Source organism: Massilia sp. WG5, assembly GCF_001412595.2.
Classification (GTDB): Bacteria; Pseudomonadota; Gammaproteobacteria; order Burkholderiales; family Burkholderiaceae_D; genus Telluria.
Map to the genome: position 1 here is coordinate 3006430 of NZ_CP012640.2, position 18215 is coordinate 3024644.

20 protein-coding genes are annotated in these 18215 nt (G+C 66.1%); 10 read left to right on the forward strand and 10 right to left on the reverse strand.

Translation table 11 applies throughout. The features are described from left to right. Positions 1-9 precede the first annotated feature (9 nt). The 3 genes from AM586_RS13385 to AM586_RS13395 are packed head-to-tail and all read right to left on the reverse strand — an operon-like array spanning position 10 to position 2940. Complete coding sequence (locus AM586_RS13385) at positions 10-1467, reverse strand: NAD(P)(+) transhydrogenase (Re/Si-specific) subunit beta (protein ID WP_047826771.1); 1458 nt, start codon at positions 1465-1467, stop codon at positions 10-12. Beyond that, the gene (locus AM586_RS13390) at positions 1464-1817 is read right to left on the reverse strand and encodes an NAD(P) transhydrogenase subunit alpha (protein ID WP_047826770.1); all 354 of its coding nucleotides are present in this window, start codon (positions 1815-1817) and stop codon (positions 1464-1466) included. Before AM586_RS13390 ends, AM586_RS13385 begins: the two co-directional genes overlap by 4 nt. 10 nt (positions 1818-1827) lie before the next feature. Next, positions 1828-2940, reverse strand: a complete 1113-nt coding sequence (locus AM586_RS13395) for a Re/Si-specific NAD(P)(+) transhydrogenase subunit alpha (RefSeq protein WP_047826769.1) — start codon at positions 2938-2940, stop codon at positions 1828-1830. A gap of 258 nt (positions 2941-3198) precedes the next feature. Here AM586_RS13395 and AM586_RS13400 point away from each other — a divergent pair, with 258 nt between their 5' ends. The 4 genes from AM586_RS13400 (at position 3199) to AM586_RS13415 (ending at position 7356) form a co-directional block, all read left to right on the forward strand. Next, a complete protein-coding gene (locus tag AM586_RS13400; protein ID WP_047826768.1) occupies positions 3199-3702 on the forward strand; it encodes an NUDIX hydrolase in 504 nt (167 codons plus the stop codon). Between the two features lie 4 nt (positions 3703-3706). Then, positions 3707-4816, forward strand: a complete 1110-nt coding sequence (mnmA, locus tag AM586_RS13405; protein ID WP_047826767.1) for a tRNA 2-thiouridine(34) synthase MnmA — start codon at positions 3707-3709, stop codon at positions 4814-4816. Positions 4817-5106: 290 nt separating this feature from the next. Next, a complete protein-coding gene (locus AM586_RS13410) occupies positions 5107-5580 on the forward strand; it encodes a chemotaxis protein CheW (protein WP_373887957.1) in 474 nt (157 codons plus the stop codon). A 69-nt stretch (positions 5581-5649) separates the two neighbouring features. Continuing rightward, positions 5650-7356 carry a methyl-accepting chemotaxis protein gene (locus AM586_RS13415; RefSeq protein ID WP_047826766.1) on the forward strand — a complete coding sequence of 569 codons (1707 nt, stop codon included), beginning with the start codon at positions 5650-5652 and terminating at the stop codon, positions 7354-7356. Positions 7357-7396: 40 nt separating this feature from the next. Here the strand turns inward: AM586_RS13415 and AM586_RS13420 are convergent, their stop codons facing one another. From AM586_RS13420 to AM586_RS13430, 3 genes are read right to left on the reverse strand one after another with little or no spacing between them, the layout of a single operon-like run. Beyond that, positions 7397-7780, reverse strand: coding sequence for an ANTAR domain-containing response regulator (locus AM586_RS13420; RefSeq protein WP_047826765.1), 384 nt, complete (start codon positions 7778-7780; stop codon positions 7397-7399). A gap of 34 nt (positions 7781-7814) precedes the next feature. Further along, entirely contained in the window at positions 7815-8591 is a 777-nt protein-coding gene (locus AM586_RS13425) for a 5'-3' exonuclease H3TH domain-containing protein (protein WP_047826764.1), read from the reverse strand. 5 nt (positions 8592-8596) lie between these two features. Next, positions 8597-9268, reverse strand: coding sequence for a glutathione S-transferase family protein (locus AM586_RS13430; protein ID WP_047826763.1), 672 nt, complete (start codon positions 9266-9268; stop codon positions 8597-8599). Positions 9269-9396: 128 nt separating this feature from the next. Here AM586_RS13430 and AM586_RS13435 point away from each other — a divergent pair, with 128 nt between their 5' ends. The 3 genes from AM586_RS13435 to AM586_RS13445 all read left to right on the forward strand — a co-directional run bounded on the left by AM586_RS13435 (position 9397) and on the right by AM586_RS13445 (position 12998). Beyond that, positions 9397-11316 carry a CocE/NonD family hydrolase gene (locus AM586_RS13435; protein ID WP_047826762.1) on the forward strand — a complete coding sequence of 640 codons (1920 nt, stop codon included), beginning with the start codon at positions 9397-9399 and terminating at the stop codon, positions 11314-11316. Between the two features lie 124 nt (positions 11317-11440). Next, positions 11441-12025, forward strand: a complete 585-nt coding sequence (locus tag AM586_RS13440) for a hypothetical protein (RefSeq protein ID WP_047826761.1) — start codon at positions 11441-11443, stop codon at positions 12023-12025. An 82-nt stretch (positions 12026-12107) separates the two neighbouring features. Then, the gene (locus AM586_RS13445) at positions 12108-12998 is read left to right on the forward strand and encodes a DUF72 domain-containing protein (RefSeq protein WP_047826760.1); all 891 of its coding nucleotides are present in this window, start codon (positions 12108-12110) and stop codon (positions 12996-12998) included. Here AM586_RS13445 and AM586_RS13450 read toward each other — a convergent pair. The 3 genes from AM586_RS13450 to AM586_RS13460 are packed head-to-tail and all read right to left on the reverse strand — an operon-like array spanning position 12973 to position 15412. Then, on the reverse strand, positions 12973-13233 hold the full coding sequence (locus tag AM586_RS13450; RefSeq protein ID WP_047826759.1) for a DUF6587 family protein: 261 nt from the start codon (positions 13231-13233) through the stop codon (positions 12973-12975). The genes AM586_RS13445 and AM586_RS13450 overlap by 26 nt on opposite strands. 1 nt (position 13234) lies before the next feature. Next, positions 13235-15133: a ferrous iron transporter B gene (locus tag AM586_RS13455; protein WP_047826758.1), complete on the reverse strand. Its 1899-nt coding sequence runs from the start codon at positions 15131-15133 to the stop codon at positions 13235-13237. Between the two features lie 12 nt (positions 15134-15145). Then, positions 15146-15412, reverse strand: a complete 267-nt coding sequence (locus AM586_RS13460) for a FeoA family protein (RefSeq protein ID WP_052234488.1) — start codon at positions 15410-15412, stop codon at positions 15146-15148. A gap of 220 nt (positions 15413-15632) precedes the next feature. On the opposite strand from AM586_RS13460, the gene AM586_RS13465 reads away from it, so the two are divergent. From AM586_RS13465 to bfr, 3 genes are all read left to right on the forward strand, one after another. Beyond that, on the forward strand, positions 15633-15848 hold the full coding sequence (locus tag AM586_RS13465) for a bacterioferritin-associated ferredoxin (RefSeq protein WP_047826756.1): 216 nt from the start codon (positions 15633-15635) through the stop codon (positions 15846-15848). A gap of 181 nt (positions 15849-16029) precedes the next feature. After that, positions 16030-16719, forward strand: a complete 690-nt coding sequence (locus AM586_RS13470; protein WP_052234487.1) for a PepSY-associated TM helix domain-containing protein — start codon at positions 16030-16032, stop codon at positions 16717-16719. Positions 16720-16770: 51 nt separating this feature from the next. Beyond that, entirely contained in the window at positions 16771-17253 is a 483-nt protein-coding gene (gene bfr, locus AM586_RS13475; protein ID WP_047826755.1) for a bacterioferritin, read from the forward strand. Here bfr and AM586_RS13480 read toward each other — a convergent pair. Further along, positions 17240-18214 carry a PfkB family carbohydrate kinase gene (locus AM586_RS13480; RefSeq protein ID WP_052234486.1) on the reverse strand — a complete coding sequence of 325 codons (975 nt, stop codon included), beginning with the start codon at positions 18212-18214 and terminating at the stop codon, positions 17240-17242. The genes bfr and AM586_RS13480 overlap by 14 nt on opposite strands. Between the last annotated feature and the right edge of the window lies 1 nt (position 18215).

The following is an 18215-nucleotide window of genomic DNA, read 5'->3' on the forward strand; positions in this document are numbered from 1 at the left end:
CGGCCTTGCCTACTCTACCGCCTTGACCATCGACTCGATGACCTTCTTGGCGTCGCCGAACACCATCATGGTGTTCGGCTGGTAGAACAAGTCGTTGTCCAGGCCCGCGTAGCCGGATGCCATCGAACGCTTGTTGACGATGATGCTCTTGGCCTTGTAGGCCTCCAGGATCGGCATGCCGGCGATCGGCGATTTCGGGTCCTTGGCGGCCGGGTTCACCACGTCGTTCGCGCCCAGCACCAGCACCACGTCGGTCTGGCCGAACTCGCCGTTGATGTCTTCCATCTCCACCACCTGGTCGTAGGGCACCTCGGCCTCGGCCAGCAGCACGTTCATGTGGCCCGGCATGCGGCCCGCCACCGGGTGGATCGCGTAGCGCACCGTCACGCCGTGTTCGGTCAGCTTGTCGACCAGTTCCTTCACCGTATGCTGGGCGCGCGCCACCGCCAGGCCGTAGCCCGGGACGATGATCACGGATTCCGCATTCTGCAGGATGAAGGCGGCGTCTTCCGGCGAGCCGGCCTTGACGGGACGCTGTTCCTTCGCGCCGCCCGTGTCCGCTGCCGCCGCCTCGCCGCCGAAGCCGCCCAGGATCACGTTGAAGAAGGAGCGGTTCATCGCCTTGCACATGATGTACGAGAGGATCGCGCCGCTCGAGCCGACCAGCGAGCCGGCGATGATCAGCATCGAGTTGTTCAGCGAGAAGCCGATGCCGGCCGCCGCCCAGCCCGAGTAGGAGTTCAGCATCGACACCACCACCGGCATGTCGGCGCCGCCGATCGGGATGATGATCAACACGCCTAATACGAAGGACAGCGCCGCCATCACGATGTAGGGCGTCCACGCAGGCGCGGCGCCATCCGAGAAGCAGAACACCAGGCCCAGCGCGATGATGGCGATCGCCACCAGCAGGTTGATCAGGTGCTGGCCCGGGTAGCGCACCGGCGCGCCCTGGAACAGGCGGAACTTGTACTTGCCGGCCAGCTTGCCGAAGGCGATGACGGAACCCGAGAAGGTCACGGCGCCGACGAAGGTGCCGATGAACAGCTCCAGCCGGTTACCGAAAGGGAGCGCGGCGCCGCGGGCGGCGATGTTGAAGGCCCAGGGTTCGGACACGGCGGCGATCGCGATGCACACCGCCGCCAGGCCGATCAGGGAGTGCATGGCCGCCACCAGCTCCGGCATCTTGGTCATCTCGACCCGGCGCGCGGCGATGGCGCCGATTGCGCCCCCCACCACGACGCCCAGCAGCACCAGTCCGAAACCCATGCCGCCGGTCCGGATCTGTTCCTGCAGCTTGAGCATCAGGGCGATCGTCGTGAGCACCGCGATCGCCATCCCGCTCATGCCGAACACGTTGCCCATGCGCGCACTCGACGGCGAGGACAAGCCTTTCAGGGCCTGGATGAAGCAGACCGAGGCCACCAGGTAGAGCAGCGTGACCACATTCATGCTGATCATGTTCATGCGGTCTCCTTCGCGCCGATACCGTTCCCGGTCTTTTCGCCCGCGACGGCCTTGTTCGCCTTCGGCTCCTTCTTCTTGAACATCTCCAGCATGCGCTGGGTGACCAGGAAGCCGCCGAACACGTTGACGGCCGCCAGCGCGACGGCGATGGTGCCCGCGACCTGGCCGGTGATGCCCTCGGTCAGGCCGGCCGCCAGCATGGCGCCGACGATGATGATGGCCGACACCGCATTCGTCACCGCCATCAGCGGCGTGTGCAGGGCCGGGGTGACGGTCCACACCACGTGGTAGCCGACGTAGATCGCCAGCACGAAGATGATCAGGTTGATGATCGTGTGACTGATTTCCATGTTTTCGCTCCTATTTGCGCAATACTTCGCCGTCGGTGCAGACCAGCACCGCGCGCACGATCTCGTCCTCGCGGTCGATCGCCAGCTTGCCTTCCTTGTCGACGATGAGCTTGAGGAAATCGAGCACGTTGCGGGCGTACAGGGCCGAGGCGTCGGCCGCGACCAGGGCCGGCAGGTTGGGCTCGCCGATGATGGTGACGCCATGCCTGTTCACGGTCTTGCCCAGTTCCGTCAGCGGGCAGTTGCCGCCCTGCTCGATCGCCATGTCGACGATCACCGAACCCGGCTTCATGGCGCGCACGGTGTCTTCCGAGATCAGTACCGGCGCCTTGCGGCCTGGGATCAGCGCGGTGGTGATGACGATGTCGGCGAGTCTGGCGCGCTCGTGCACCAGCTCGGCCTGGCGGCGCATCCAGTCGGCCGGCATCGGCCGCGCATAGCCGCCCGCGCCTTGCGCGATTTCCTTTTCCTCGTCGGTCAGGAAAGGCACGTCGATGAACTTGGCGCCCAGCGATTCGACCTGCTCCTTGACCGGCGGACGCACGTCGGAGGCCTCGATCACGGCGCCCAGGCGCTTGGCGGTGGCGATCGCCTGCAGGCCGGCCACGCCGACCCCCATGATCAGCACGCGCGCGGCCTTCACGGTGCCGGCGGCCGTCATCAGCATCGGCATGAAGCGCTGATAGGCGTTTGCGGCCAGCATCACGGCTTTATACCCGGCGATGTTCGCCTGCGAGGACAGCACGTCCATCGACTGCGCGCGGGTGATGCGCGGCGCGGCTTCCAGGGCGAAGGCGACGAGGCGCTTGTCGGCCATCGCGGCGTTGTTCTCGAGATCGAAGGGGTTCAGCATGCCGACCAGGACGGCGCCGGGCTGCATCAGGTAGCGCTCGTCGGCGTTCGGGGCACGCACCTTCAGCACCATCTCGGCGCCAAAGGCGTCCTGGGCGCTGCCGATGCGGGCGCCGGCGGCCACGTAGGCCTCATCCGGCACGGACGCATGCAGGCCGGCGCCGGACTGCACGATCACGTCGTGCTGGACGGCCAGCTTCTTGACGGTTTCGGGCGTTGCGGCGACGCGTGTTTCACCGGGCCGCGATTCGGCCGGCACACCAATCTTCATGATTCCCCCATTGGATTGATAAACTGTCTACAATCTAGCATGCAAATTTAGACAAAGCCCGTTGTCAATACCGACTAGTGGTATTTCGTAAACAGATCGGCAATTTTCCTGCTCAAGCTGCTACGGACCTAGGGATATCCCACGATTATTTGTATCAAATCAAGCGAAAAGCCTGGCCAGAACTGTTGCAATGCAGCGTGCGTGCAAGCAACGACCTTTTCATCAAGGTAGAATATCGGCACATTTTCAAGGACGCGCATGACCCATACCTTCAGACCATCAGTGACTGTCGCTGCGATCATCGAGCGCGATGGCCGCTTCCTGCTGATCGAAGAGGAAACCAGCGACGGCATCCGCCTGAACCAGCCGGCCGGGCACCTCGACCCATTCGAATCGCTCGAACAGGCGGTCATCCGCGAAGCCATGGAAGAAACCGCGCACGAATTCATTCCCGAGGCGCTGGTCGGCATGTACATCTCGCGCTATCACTCGAAATCGCGCGGCACCGACGTCACTTACCTGCGCTTCACCTTCTGCGGCAAGCCGGGCAGGCAGTACGACCAGCCGCTCGACCATGGCATCCTGCGCACCTTGTGGATGACGCGCGACGAACTGGCGGCCTGCCAGGAGCGCCACCGCAGCCCGATCGTGCTGAAATGCGTGGACGACTACCTGGCCGGCCAGCGCACCTCGCTGGACCTGCTATATACCGACCACTCAGTGTTTGATGGCGGCCTTTCCATTCAACCGGACGTAATGTAACGAAATGACCAAGAAAAAAGTCGTGATCGGGATGTCGGGCGGCGTCGACTCCTCGGTCGCGGCCTGGATGCTGAAAGAACAGGGCTACGAAGTCGTCGGCCTGTTCATGAAGAACTGGGAAGACGACGACGATTCCGAATACTGCTCCACGCGCCAGGACTGGATCGACGCGGCCAGCGTGGCCGACGTGGTCGGGGTGGACATCGAGGCGGTCAACTTCGCCGCCGAATACAAGGACCGCGTGTTCGCGGAATTCCTGCGCGAATACCAGGCCGGCCGCACGCCGAATCCGGACGTGCTGTGCAACGCCGAGATCAAGTTCAAGGCCTTCCTCGACCACGCCATGAAGCTGGGCGCCGACCTGATCGCGACCGGCCACTACGCGCGCGTGCGCCACAACCAGGCGAGCGACCGCTTCGAGCTGCTGAAGGCGCTGGATTCGACCAAGGACCAGAGCTACTTCCTGCACCGCCTGAACCAGGCGCAGCTGTCGAAAGCCCTGTTCCCGCTGGGCGAGATCGCCAAGACCGAGGTGCGCAAGATCGCCGAAAAGCTGAACCTGCCGAACGCGGCGAAGAAGGACTCGACCGGCATCTGCTTCATCGGCGAGCGCCCTTTCCGCGAATTCCTGGGCCGCTACCTGCAGCACAAGCCGGGCCCGATCAAGCTGGACAACGGCCAGACGGTCGGCGAGCACGTCGGCCTGTCCTTCTACACCCTGGGCCAGCGCAAGGGCATCGGCATCGGCGGCCTGAAATCGCACAAGAACGCGGACGGCACCAGCGAGCCCTGGTTCGTGGCGCGCAAGGACATCGCCAACAACACCCTGTACATCGTGCAGGGCCACGACCACCCGTGGCTGCTGTCGGCCGAACTGGGCGCCGGCCAGGCGAGCTGGGTCGCCGGCGAACCGCCCGCCCCGCGCTCCTTGTCCGCCAAGACCCGCTACCGCCAGGCCGACGTCGCCTGCACGGTGGCGCCGGAAGGCCAGGACCGCTTCCTGCTGCGCTTCGACGAGCCGCAGTGGGCCGTCACGCCGGGACAATCGGCCGTGCTGTACGACGGCGATGTGTGCCTGGGCGGCGGGATCATCGATTCGGCCAGCGCGGCCTGAGTCTTACCGCGTTCCCGCGTTCTGTCGTCGCCCCCCGCTCTTCCGTCGCCCCCGCGCAGGCGGGGGCCCAGGTTCTGTACGCGCTAAGTAGACGCCAGCAAACTTGGGTCCCCGCCTGTGCGGGGACGACGTTTATAGGCCCGCAGCCCTGTATTGACTGTTGCATATCCCCCTAAGAATTTCACGATTTTTGCCCGCGCTTGCCATTTCTCCATCGAACTGCGCGCCGAAATGTCGTAACCTTCAGCAAAGTTGCCGCACGGCAAAATATTTGCAGACAGGGAGCATCAGTGATTGACATTAACAACACGACAGAAGTGCTGTCGTTCCGCCTGGGCGGCGAAGAGTACGCCCTCAGCATCCTCAAGGTCCAGGAAATCCGCGGCTACGACGCCGTCACCCGCATCGCGAGCGCGCCCGAGTACCTGAAGGGCGTGATCAACCTGCGCGGCATCATCGTGCCGATCGTGGACATGCGCATCAAGTTCGGCGTCGGGAATCCGAGCTACGACGCCTTCACCGTGGTGATCGTCCTGAACATCAACGGCCACACGATCGGCGTGGTGGTCGACAGCGTGTCCGACGTCGTGACCCTGACGCCCGAGCAGATCAAGCCGGCGCCGGACCTCGGCTCCAGCGTCGCCGCCGAGTACCTGCAGGGCCTGGGCACCGTGGGCGAGCGCATGCTGATCCTGCTCGACATCGACAAGCTGCTCAGCTCCGAAGACATGGGCCTGCTGGCCGCCGCGCGCAGCGCCGCCTGACCCGCCGCACCGTCCTCCGGCCGCGGCATGTGCCGCGGCCTTTCGTTTTATTCGCTTTACCTCCATATTATGAATCTCCGTAATTTCAAACTGCGCACGCGGCTTGCGCTGGGCTTTGGCGTGATGTGCGCCATGTTGATCGTCGTACTCATGCTGGGCATGACCATGCTCGGCCGCGTCAACCAGGGCACGCGAGAGATCGTGCAGCAACGCATGCCGAAGATCGAAGCCGCGACCTCGATCCTCGACCAGACCAACAACATCTCGGTCGCATTGCGCAACATGATGCTCAACGACGATCCGGCCGACCGCAAGCTGCAGACCGCGAACGTCATGAAGGCGCGCGGCGCGATCCAGTCCATCCTGGACGGCTATCACGCCGAAGCCACCGCGGGCGCGGAGCGCGACCTGGCAAACCAGAGCGCCGAGCACAACACCAAGTTCGTCAAGGACCAGGACGAGCTGCTCAAGCGCATCGGCGCCGGCGACATCGACGGCGCCAAGGCCTACCTGACCGCCGAATTCCGTCCCCTGCTGCTGGCCTACAAGAAGGTCCTGAACGAACAGATCAAGCTGCAGAAGGCGGCGGTGGCGGAAGCCAGCGAGCAGGCCGAGAGCACCTACAAGGAAACCCGCCTGCTGATGGGCGGCCTGGGCGCCGCGATCCTGGCGTTGGCCGCCGCCATCGCCTGGCGCATCTCGGCCTCGATCACCGGTCCGGTGGCGAAGGCCCTGGAAGTGGCGAATACCGTCGCCGCCGGCGACCTGACCAGCCGCATCGACGTCACCACCCGCGACGAGATGGGCCAGCTGCTGAATGCCCTGAAGGCGATGAACGAGAGCCTGGCGCGCACCGTGCAGACCGTGCGCAGCGGCACCGAGACCATCGCCACCGCGTCCGCCGAAGTGGCGGCCGGCAGCATGGACCTGTCCGCACGCACCGAGCAGCAGGCCGGTTCGCTGGAAGAAACCGCGTCGTCGATGGAAGAGCTGACCTCGACCGTCAAGCAGAACGCCGACAACGCGCGCCAGGCCAACGCCCTGGCGGAATCGGCCTCCAACGTGGCGGCGCGCGGTGGCGCCGTGATCGAGGAAGTGGTCGGCACCATGCGCGAGATCCACGAGGCCTCCGGCAAGATGGCGGACATCATCGGCGTGATCGACGGGATCGCCTTCCAGACCAATATCCTGGCGCTGAATGCGGCGGTGGAAGCGGCGCGCGCCGGCGAACAGGGCCGCGGCTTCGCGGTCGTCGCCGGCGAGGTGCGCAACCTGGCCCAGCGCTCGGCCGCGGCGGCGCGCGAGATCAAGACCCTGATCGTCGATTCGACCGGCAAGGTCGAGAACGGCAGCAAGCTGGTCGGCGATGCCGGCAGCACCATGCGCGAGATCGTCGACAGCGTGCGCCGCGTGACCGACATCATGAGCGAGATCACCGCCGCCAGCGCCGAGCAGAGCGGCGGCATCGAGCAGATCAACCAGGCGATCACCCAGATGGACGAAGTCACCCAGCAGAACGCCGCGCTGGTCGAGCAGACCTCGGCGGCGGCGGAAGCGATGCAGGACCAGGCGGCGCGCCTCGCGCAGGCGGTCAGCGTGTTCCGCCTGGATGGCGTCGCGCAGGCCGCGGCGCCGGCGCCCGTCAAACCGCGCAGGCGCGTCGAAGCGCCGAAGCTGGCGCAGGCGGCCAAGCCGGTACGGGTAGCGCAACCGCAGCCGCAACCGGTCCGGCGCAAGGAGCCGGTGGTGGCGGGCGGCGACTGGGAAGAGTTCTGATCGGGTTCCAGCCCGCGGCCCCGGCGGCAGTGCCGGCGTGTCAGGCGCCGCGATGCTGCTTGACGATGGCCAGTACCGTGTTGCGGATCGTGCGCAGCACGGCGTCCGCCTTGAAGGGCTTGACGATGAAGCCCTGCACGCCGCGGCCGAGCGCGGCCTGCACGGTGGGTGCGTCGAGGGTGCCGGACACCATGAAGACCAGGGTCTTGGGCAGGCTGGCGCGCAGCTGCTCGACCACGTCGTTGCCGTCCTCGACCTGTTCGCGCGCGATGCAGAAGATGTGCGGGTGGTGTTTCAGGGCCTGCACGTAGCCGAGGTGGCTGGTATGCACCTGGGCCACCACTTCGTAGCCGCCGTCCGTCAGCACGGTGTTGAGCAGGCCGCGCGAAATCGCGTTCGAGTCGACAATCACTGCCTTGAGCATCGTTCGTTCCTTGTGTCCAGAGGGTCCGGCCGGCTCAGTGGGCGTCCCATGCCAGCATCTTCCAGCTCACCCCGAGCTTCACGTCGGTCTTCAGCTCCACCAGCTTGCGCGAGATCTCGAGGATCTCGCGCTCGGCGCGCAGGCGCTCGCCCAGCGGCGTCTTGAGGATGCCGGCGCCGGCCATCACGGCCGGCAGGTCGCCGTAGGCGTTGAGCAGGCGCGCCGCGGTCTTCATGCCGATCTTGGAGACGCCCGGTACGCCGTCGGTCGGGTCGCCCATCAGCGCCAGCAGGTCGTGCAGGCGCTCGGGCGCAACCCCGAATTTGTTGCGCACCCAGGCGTCATCGTGCCACTCGCCCTTGAAATGGTCCCACACCAGAGCGCCGTACGCGATCAGGGCATGCAGGTCCTTGTCGGTGGTGGCCACCACCGCCTCGCCGCGTCCTTCCGACAGCCAGCGCATGACGCCGGTGGCGATCACGTCGTCGGCCTCGACCTCGGGCACCATCAGCACGTGCATGCCGGCCGCGCGCAGGCGCTCGTGGAACTCCGGCAGGGCATTGCGCAGGTCGGAGGGCATCGGCGCGCGGCCCTCGCGGTAGCGCGGATACAGCGCGTGGCGCCAGGTCTGGCCGCCATAGTCGAAGGCCGCCAGCACATGGGTCGGCGCATGCGCTTCCAGCAGCTTGCGGAAGGACGAGAAGGCATGGCGCAGGGCGATGCTGGCCTTCAGGTCGGAGTCCGGTTCGGGACTGGCTTCATAGACCCGGCGGACGATGTTCAGGCCGTCGATGGCCAGCAGTTTCGCCATGCTCTTTACTTCACGAAGTCGTACTTGCCGCCCCGTTCGAGCGCGCGCCGGTAGGCCGGGCGCGCATGGATGCGTTCGAGGAAGGCGCTCAGTTTCGGATATTTGCCATCCAGTCCACCGCGCGCGGCGGCCGCCTCCAGCGGGAAGCTGAGCTGGATGTCGGCGGCCGAGAATGCGTCGCCGGCGAACCAGGCGCGGTCGGCGAGTTCGCCCTCGAGGAAGGCCAGGTGCTGGCGGATCTGCGGCAGCACGAAACCGTCCTTCACCTTGTTCGCGATGGCGCGCGCGATCGGGCGCACGAAGAAGGGCGCGGGGGTGCTCTCGACGCGGTCGAACACCAGCTTCAGGAGCAGCGGCGGCATCGCCGAGCCTTCGGCGTAGTGCAGGAAGTAGGTCCAGCGCAGGCGCTCCGGCGTACCGGGCGCGGGCGCCAGGCGGCCGTCGCCGTAGCGCCCCACCAGGTACTCGATGATGGCGCCGGATTCGGCCACGATGGTGTCGCCGTCCTGGACCACCGGCGACTTGCCGAGCGGATGCACGGCGCGCAGCTCCGGCGGCGCCAGCATCGTCTTCGGGTCGCGCTGGTACTTCTTGATCTCGTAGTCCAGGCCGAGTTCCTCCAGCAGCCACAGGATGCGCTGGGAACGGGAGTTGTTGAGGTGATGGACGATGATCATGGAAGCCTGGGCGGGTGAAGTGGCGCTAGCTTAGCACTGTTGCTTGTTTACCTAAAGCTTGGGTAATATGCCTGAATGCAACTTTTAACAATGTTGCAGCTCATCTAATTAGTCAAGTGGAGAACCCGATGCCGCGTCCCAGCCTGCCGTCCCTGTCCGCCCTTCCCCTGCTGCTCGCCGCACTCGGCGGCACGGCCCTGGCCCAGACGCTGCCGATGGCGCCCGACATCCCGGCCGCGACATTCTCCACGACGGTGCCGAATGCCGACTACGTCAAGCAGGACGTGATGATCCCGATGCGCGACGGCGTCAAGCTGCACACCGTCATCGTGATCCCGAAGGGGGCGTCGCACGCCCCGATCATGCTGACCCGCACGCCCTACAACGCGGCGGGCCGCACCGCGCGCATGAAGAGCCCGCACATCGCCTCGATCCTGGGCGACGGCGACGACGCCTTCATCGAGAACGGCTACATCCGCGTGTTCCAGGACGTGCGCGGCAAGTACGGCTCGGAAGGCGACTACGTGATGACGCGCCCGGTGCGCGGCCCGCTGAACCACACCCAGGTCGACCACAGCACCGACGCCTGGGACACCATCGACTGGCTGGTCAAGAACGTCAAGGAATCGAACGGCAAGGTCGGCATGGTCGGCTCGTCCTACGAGGGCTTTACCGTGCTGATGGCGCTGGTCGAGCCGCACCCTGCCCTGAAGGCCGCGGTGCCGATGAGCCCCATGGTCGACGGCTGGCGCGGCGACGACTGGTTCCACAACGGCGCCTTCCGCAACACCAACCTCGACTACATCGCCGGCCAGAACGCGGCGCGCGGCGCGGGCGAACGCATCGTCACCGGCATCCACGACGACTACGACGCGTTCCTGCGCGCCGGCTCGACCGCCGACTTTGCCCACATCTACGGCGTCGACCAGCTGAACTTCACGAAGAAGATCTTCGAACATCCTGCCTACGACAGCTACTGGCAGGAGCAGGCGCTGGACCGCATCCTGGCGAACAAGCCCTTGACGGTACCGACCATGACCGTGGTCGGCCGCTGGGACCAGGAAGACATCTACGGCGCCTATGCGACCTATGCGGCGGTCGAGCCGAAGGACAAGGACAACCGCATGAACTCGCTGGTGGTCGGCCCCTGGCGCCACAGCGGCGTGAACTACGAGGGTTCCTCGCTGGGCGCGCTGAAGTTCACCGGCGACACCGCCCAGCAGTTCCGCCGCGAGGTCATGCTGCCCTTCTTTAACCAGTACCTGAAGGATGGCGCGCCGAAGTTCGACACGCCGCCCGTGTGGTCCTACCAGACCGGCGTGAACCGCTGGCGTAGGCTGGAGCAGTGGCCGCTGGCGCCGAGCGCCACCACGCTGTACCTGAAGCCCGGCCTCGCGCTCGGTTTCGCGCTCGGTTTCGACAAAGGCGACAGCAAGGGCGCGGCTTTCGACGAATATGTGTCCGACCCGGCGAAACCGGTGCCCTTCGTGCCGCGCCCCGTGCGCATGAGCGAGGGCACGGTCTGGAAGCCCTGGCTGGTGACCGACCAGCGCTCGTATTCGGACCGCCCGGACGTGCTGACCTATGTGAGCGAACCCTTGAGCAAGCCGCTCGAACTGGCCGGCGCGCCGATGGTCAACCTGTTCGCCTCCACCAGCGGCACCGACAGCGACTGGGTCGTGAAGCTGATCGACGTCTATCCGGACGAAGTCGCGGCCCAGCCGGAACTGGGCGGCTACCAGCTGCCGATCTCGATGGACATCCTGCGCGGCCGCTACCGCCAGGGCTTCGACAAGCCGGCGGCGATCCCGGCCAACAAGGCCGAGCGCTACCGCTTCGCCCTGCCGAACGTGGATCACGTGTTCCTGCCGGGCCACCGCATCATGGTGCAGATCCAGTCGAGCTGGTTCCCGCTGTACGACCGCAATCCGCAGACCTTCGTGCCCAACATTTTCTACGCCAAGCCGGGCGACTACCGCAAGGCGACCCAGCGTATTTACCACGCGCCGGGCATGGAAAGCACGATCGAGCTGCCGGTGGTGCGCTAGCCGCAGGCTGTGGCCGGTCGGCGACAAATGTTAAAAATGGGCAGGACTTTCGACACAGACAGGTGTAGGCTGAACCCAGCATTTCATTGACCGCGGGTTCGCCCGCATCCATGCGAGGTCCACCATGAAGCACCTGTTCACCGCCACCGCGCTGCTGCTCGGCAGTGCGCTCGCCCAAGCCCAAACCGCCCACTGGACCTTCACCTACACCGGCTTCTACGATCACGAAGCCGCGGTGTTCCTGCCCGACATGCAGATCGCCGGTTCCTTCACCGGCACCGACCTGAACGCCGACGGCGTCCTCGACCTCCAGGAACTGAGCTCGCTGACCATCGGCTCGATGGACTACATCGCCTGCGCCTCGGGCAGCAACGCCTGGTACCACTGCGGCGCCGACAGCTTCATGTTCTCGGCCGACAAAGGCCTGTCGTTCAGCCTCGGCGAATACGGCAGCGACCCGGAAGGCTGGCGCGGCGGCGGCCACCTGATCGAGTCCGGCAAGCTGAGCTATGAGTACCAGTTCGACCCGCGCGCCACCACCGAGCACCACCTGTACTGGACCGAGAACACGACCCTGACCATGCTGTCGGCCTCGCCGGTGTCGCCGGTGCCGGAAGCGCCGGGCTGGGCGATGCTGGCGGTGGGGCTGGGGACGGTCGGGTTGTGGCGCAGGCGGTCCGGGAAGGCCGTGCGCTTCGCCCGTCGGTAATGGTAGCGGCAGGCGGTCCCTTCACTGCCCACGGTTCGTCAACGCACCGAGCCCTGCCCGCGCCCGGCCTACCATCACAGGCATGGGCGCAATCCACATCGGCATCTCGGGCTGGCGGTACGAACCCTGGCGCGGGGTGTTCTATCCACCGGGGCTGGTGCAGGCGCGCGAGCTGGACTATGCCTCGCGCTACCTGCCCACCATCGAAATCAACGGTTCCTTCTATGCGCTGCAGCGGCCCGCGAGCTACGCGGCCTGGTATGCCGCCACGCCGCCCGGCTTCGTCTTCGCCGTGAAGGGCAACCGCTTCATCACCCACATGCTCAAGCTGCGCAACATCGAGACGCCGCTGGCGAATGTGCTGGCCTCGGGCGTGTTCGCGCTGCGCGAGAAGCTCGGACCCATCCTGTGGCAGTTCCCGCCCCAGCTGCGCTTCGACGCGGAAAAGGTGGAACGCTTCCTTTCCCTGCTGCCGCGCGACACCGGCCAGGCGCTGGCCATCGCCCGCGGCCACGACGAGAAGATGGCGGGCAGGAGCCTGCTGGAGATCGACGCCGTGCGCCCCTTGCGGCATGCGGTGGAGGTGCGCCACGAGAGCTTCCGCGACGAGGCCTTCATCGCGATGCTAAGGCGGCACAATGTGGCGCTGGTGGTGGCCGACACCGCCGGCAAGTGGCCGGACTGGGAAGACGTGACCGCGGATTTCATCTACATCCGCCTGCACGGCGAGCATGAGCTGTACGCCAGCGGCTACGAGGACGATTCGCTGGCGCGCTGGGCGTCGCGGATCCGTTTGTGGAGCGCGGGAAAGCAGCCGGAAGATGCGCGGCTGGTGTCTGCCGTTCCGCCCTTGAAGACGAACAGCCGGGATGTGTACTGCTACTTCGACAACGACATCAAGGTGCGCGCGCCCTTCGATGCGAAGCGCCTGATGGCGCTGGTGGGACCTAACGCTTCACGTGCACCTGGATGATCTTCCTGCCCTTCTCGTCCTTCTCCGGCATCGGCTCCGGCGCGCAGGTGCCGCAGGTATCGCAGCCGCTGCCGCAGCCGGCGTCCTTGTCGAGCCAGCGCGCCAGCAGGCCCTTGCCGGAGCCGTCCGAGAATTGGTAGACGATGCGGCGGCGCCAGGCCAGCGGCAGGTATTTGCCGGCGGCGTACAGCGCCGCCAGCAGCACGATCAGGCCCACCACCAGGTACTGGATCATCTCAGCTCCCCAGCACGTAGCGCGCGACGTGGTAGGTGATGAAGGAAGCGGTATACGCCAGCGCGAACATGTAGCCGGCCATCAGGAAGGCGTAGCGGATGCTGCCGGTCTCGCGGCGCACCACCGACAGGGTCGACAGGCACTGCGGCGCGAACACGTACCAGGCCAGCAGCGACAGCGCGGTGGCCATGCTCCAGGAATGCGAGATCAGCGGCGCCAGCGAACCTGCCACGTCGTCGCCCGCGGACGACAGTGCGTACACGGTGCCGAGCGCGCCGACCGCCACTTCGCGCGCGGCCATGCCGGGCACCAGGGCGATGCAGATCTGCCAGCCGAAGCCGATCGGCTCGAACACCACCGACAGGGCGCGGCCCAGCATGCCGGCCACGCTGTAGTAGATCGGCGGGTGGGTCGCACCTTCCGGCGCGCCCGGGAAGCTCGACAGGAACCAGACCAGCACCATCAGGGTCAGGATCACGGTACCGACCCGGGTCAGGAAGATCTTCGCGCGTTCCCACAGGCCCAGCGCCAGGTTCTGCAGGTGCGGCCAGTGGTAGGCCGGCAGTTCCAGCATCAGCGGGTGCTGGCCCTTGGCGCGCGCCGCGCGCTTGAAGAACCAGGCCACGCCCATCGCGCTGACGATGCCGGCCGCGTACAGCAGGAACAGCACCAGGCCCTGCAGATTGATGCCGGCGCCGAGCTGGCGGTTCGGAATGAAGGCCGCGATCACCAGCGCGTACACCGGCAGGCGCGCCGAGCAGGTCATCAGCGGCGCGATCATGATCGTCACCAGGCGGTCGCGCGGATTCTGGATCGTGCGCGCCGCCATCACGCCGGGAATCGCGCAGGCGAACGAGGACAGCAGCGGAATGAAGGCGCGTCCGGACAGGCCGACGCTGCCCATCATGCGGTCGAGCAGGAAGGCCGCGCGCGGCAGGTAGCCGCAGTCTTCCAGCACCAGGATGAAGAAGAACAGGATCAGGATCTGCGGCAGGAATACCAGCACGCTGCCGACGCCGCCGAAGATGCCGTCGACGATCAGGCCGCGCAGCGGACCTTCGGCCATGTTCGAACCGACCCAGGTGCCCAGCCCTTCGACGCCGCTCTTGATCAGGTCCATCGGCGCCGCGGCCCAGCTGAACACGGCCTGGAATACCAGGAACATCAGCGCGGCCAGGATCAGCGGGCCCAGCACCGGGTGCAGCACGACCTGGTCGATCTGCTCGGAGAAGTTGCCGGTGTCCTTGTCGAAGCTGACGCAGGCGTCGATGATGCGGCGCACTTCGCGCTGGGTCTCCTCGACCGGCACGGCGTCGATCGCGGCAAGTTGGCGCGGCTTGGCGGCCGTGTCGAAGGACATGGCGCCGAGCTGGGCCAGCAGGGCCTTTTCGCCGCCGGACTGCACGGCGACGGTCTCGACCACCGGCATGCCCAGCTCCTGCGACAGTTTCCGGGTATCGATCTCGATGCCGCGCTTGTTGGCGACGTCGACCATGTTGAGGGCAAGCACCATCGGCAGGCCGAGGCGCTGGATCTCGAGCACCAGGCGCAGGTTCAGGCGCAGGTTGGTGGCGTTGACGACGCAGACCACGGCGTCCGGCGCCTGTTCGCCCGCGCGCAGGCCGGCCACCACGTCGCGCGTGATGGCTTCGTCAGGGGTGTGGGCCGACAGGCTGTAGGCGCCGGGCAGGTCGAGCACGCGCATGGCGCGGCCGCCCGGCAGCGTGAAGCTGCCTTCCTTGCGTTCGATGGTGACGCCGGCATAGTTCGCGACCTTCTGGCGCGCGCCGGTGAGGCGGTTGAACAGCGCAGTCTTGCCGCAGTTCGGATTGCCCAGCAGGGCGATCAGCGGCGCCTTGTTGGCCGCGGCTGCCTGCACCTGCTGTTCTACTGCACCCATATTGAGCTTCCGTTATTCCGGCTGAATCGAGATCAACGCCGCTTCGAAACGGCGCAGGGCAAACGTGGACTGGCCGACCTTGACCGCAACCGGGCCGCCCGGCAGGCCGCGCTTGAGCATGCGGATCCGTTCGCCCGGCACGAAACCGAGCTCCATCAGGCGGCGCGAGACGTCGGCGCCGTCGTCGCCATGGCCATGGCTGGGCGCAAGGTGGATCACGGTGGCGCTCTGGCCGGCCTTCAGGGATTCGAGCGTGGTGAGGGTAGTTGCAAGAGTCATGGTGTCGCTTCCAATCGAGTTCGGATGCAGCGCTGATGAGACATGTGAGCATCATAAACCTAAATGCGAATTATTTCTATTTGCGCTTTGTCTACTTCTGCCCAGTTCAGTCAAAAGGCCACAACATTGCGCAACAAAAACGCTTGCATTCAGCTGCCGACTTCTGGAGAATACAAAACTTAATGAGAATGATTCGCATTATAGACTATTTGGAAACCACATGATCGTCTGCGTCTGCAATAACATCTCCGACCGTGAAATCCGCCAGGCCGTCGACCTCGGCCTGAGCTCGATGGCCGAGCTGCACAAGGAACTCGGCGTCGGTACCTGCTGCGGCAAATGCGTCAGCTATGCGCGCCAGGTCATGCACGAACACCTCGAATCGGCCACCACGGTCACGGAGCTGCGCCGCAGCCCGCACAGCCTGGCCACCTGAGCCTGCCCCGAATCGTCCCGGCCGTCGCCGCGCCTGCGGCGCCAGCGACGCCGGTCAGTTTTATGCGCAATAGCCCTTGCGCAAACCGTGGATTGCTGCGCACATATCGATGCGCGAACCGGCCGATGCGTGGCGCGTCCTGATAACATGGAGCTTCCAAAGTAGCCATCCCGTCCGTCCTATGCCCGTCATCCCGTTCCGCCCTCCGAGGACGCCGCCGCATCCCTTCACGGTCCAACCGCCTCCCACGCCATCCCGCCGCGCCGTCGCCGTCAAGTGGCTGCGCAAGATGCATGGCTGGATCGGCCTGTGGGGCGCGGTGCTCGGCCTCCTGTTCGGCAGCACCGGCATCCTGCTGAACCACCGCGCAGTGCTCAAGATCCCGGCCGTGCAGAGCCAGGAAAGCACGGTCCAGGTCCCCCTGCCCGATCCGGCCCCGGCCGATCCACAGGCGCTCGCCGCCTGGCTGAAGCGTTCGCTGAAGCTCGAGCCCGATCCGGCGCGCGTGAAGCTCGAACCCGCCCGGCCCGTCGCCTGGGGCGACCGCGCCCTGGTCCAGCCGGCGCGCTGGAGCGCCAGCTTCACGTCGCCCTCCGGCGGGGTGCAGGCCGAGTACTGGGTCGGCAACAACTACGTGACCCTCAAGCGTAACGAGAACAATGTCTTCGCCACCCTGACCAACCTGCACAAGGGCGTCGGCATGGGCGTGGGCTGGATCCTGCTGGTGGATACACTGGCCGGTTCGATCATCCTGCTGTCGCTGTCCGGGATCGTGCTGTGGACGCTTACCAACCGCAAGCGCACGGTCGGGATCGCGATTGCCTCGGTCTCGCTGCTGCTGGTCGGGGGTGTCGCACTGGCGTCGATCTGAGTGCGAACTACGCTATGATGTCGAAGAGTTAACAATAAACAAGGGCATTCCATGAAAGGCGATCCGAACATCATCCGCGCGCTCAACGCGCAGCTGACCAACGAGCTCACCGCGGTCAACCAGTACTTCCTGCATGCGCGCATGTACAGGCACTGGGGCTTCACCCGCCTCGGCAAGAAGGAGTACGACGAGTCGATCGGCGAGATGAAGCATGCGGACCGGCTGATCGACCGCATCCTGATGCTGGACGGCCTGCCCAACCTGCAGGCGCTGCACAAGCTGCTGATCGGCGAGTCGACGCAGGAAATGCTGGAATGCGACCTCAAGCTGGAGCGCGGCGCCCAGCAGACCGTCAAGGACGGCATCGCCGCCTGCGAGGCGGCGCGCGATTACGTGTCGCGCGACCTGCTGCTGGAGATCCTCGAAGACACCGAGGAACACATCGAATGGCTGGAAACCCAGCTCGACCTGATCGTCAAGGTGGGCATCCAGAATTACCTGCAGTCCCAGATGGGGGATGTCAGCGAGATGTGAACGCTGACGGCATCGCCGGCGCCCCTTCGCGCCAGCGATTGACCCACTTGTCGTAGAAATTCAGGTCGCGCGGCACCGCGCCGGCGACCGCGCAGATCGCGCCGGCGAACTCGTTGGCGCGCGCCAGGGTCAGCTCGAGCGGCCAGCCGCGCGCGCGGCCCAGCAGGAAGATCGCCGAAAAGGCGTCGCCCGCCCCCACCGTATCGATCACGAAAGGCGGCGCCGGGTTGTCGCGGTGCGCGACCAGGCTGCCGTCGGCGCAGAACACCACCGAACCGCGATGGCCCAGGGTCACGATCAGGGTTTCCAGCGAGAAGCGATCCATCAGCGCGCGGCAGGCCGCGTGCACTTCCTCGGTGGACAGGGCCGCATCGTCGGGGCCGATCTGGAAATACCACTGGAACAGCGCCTGCAATTCTTCTTCGTTGACCTTGACGATGTCGGCCGCCGTCAGCGCGCGCGTGACCGTGCCTTCCTCGTACTGGCCGGGACGCAGGTTCAGGTCGAGATAGCGCCTGGCGTCCGGCAAGGCGTCGAGCACGGCGCCGAGCGCCCGGCGCGAGCGTTGCTCCCGCTGCGCCAGGGTGCCGAAGTAGACGACGCCGGCATCCACCTTCGCCAGGCTGGCGGTGGCGGCGCCGGCGTCGATGAAGTCGTAGGCCTGGCGCGGCAGGATCCGGAAGCGGTGCTCCTGGCCGTTGCGCTCGACCACCACGCGGCCGGTTTCTTCCATCGGGTCGAACTGCAGGCCGGCCTCGCTCATCGCGAAGCGCTCGAACTCGCCGCGCACGGCCTGGCCGTTGCGGTCCTTGCCGATGCGGGTGATCATCAGGGCGGGCGCCATGAAGGCGGCCAGGTGGCGGGCGACGTTGAAGGGCGCGCCCCCGACCACCTGCTCGGTCGGAAATTCATCGACCAGTGCTTCGCCGAACACGATGGTGGTCGACGCGGGCCTGCTCACT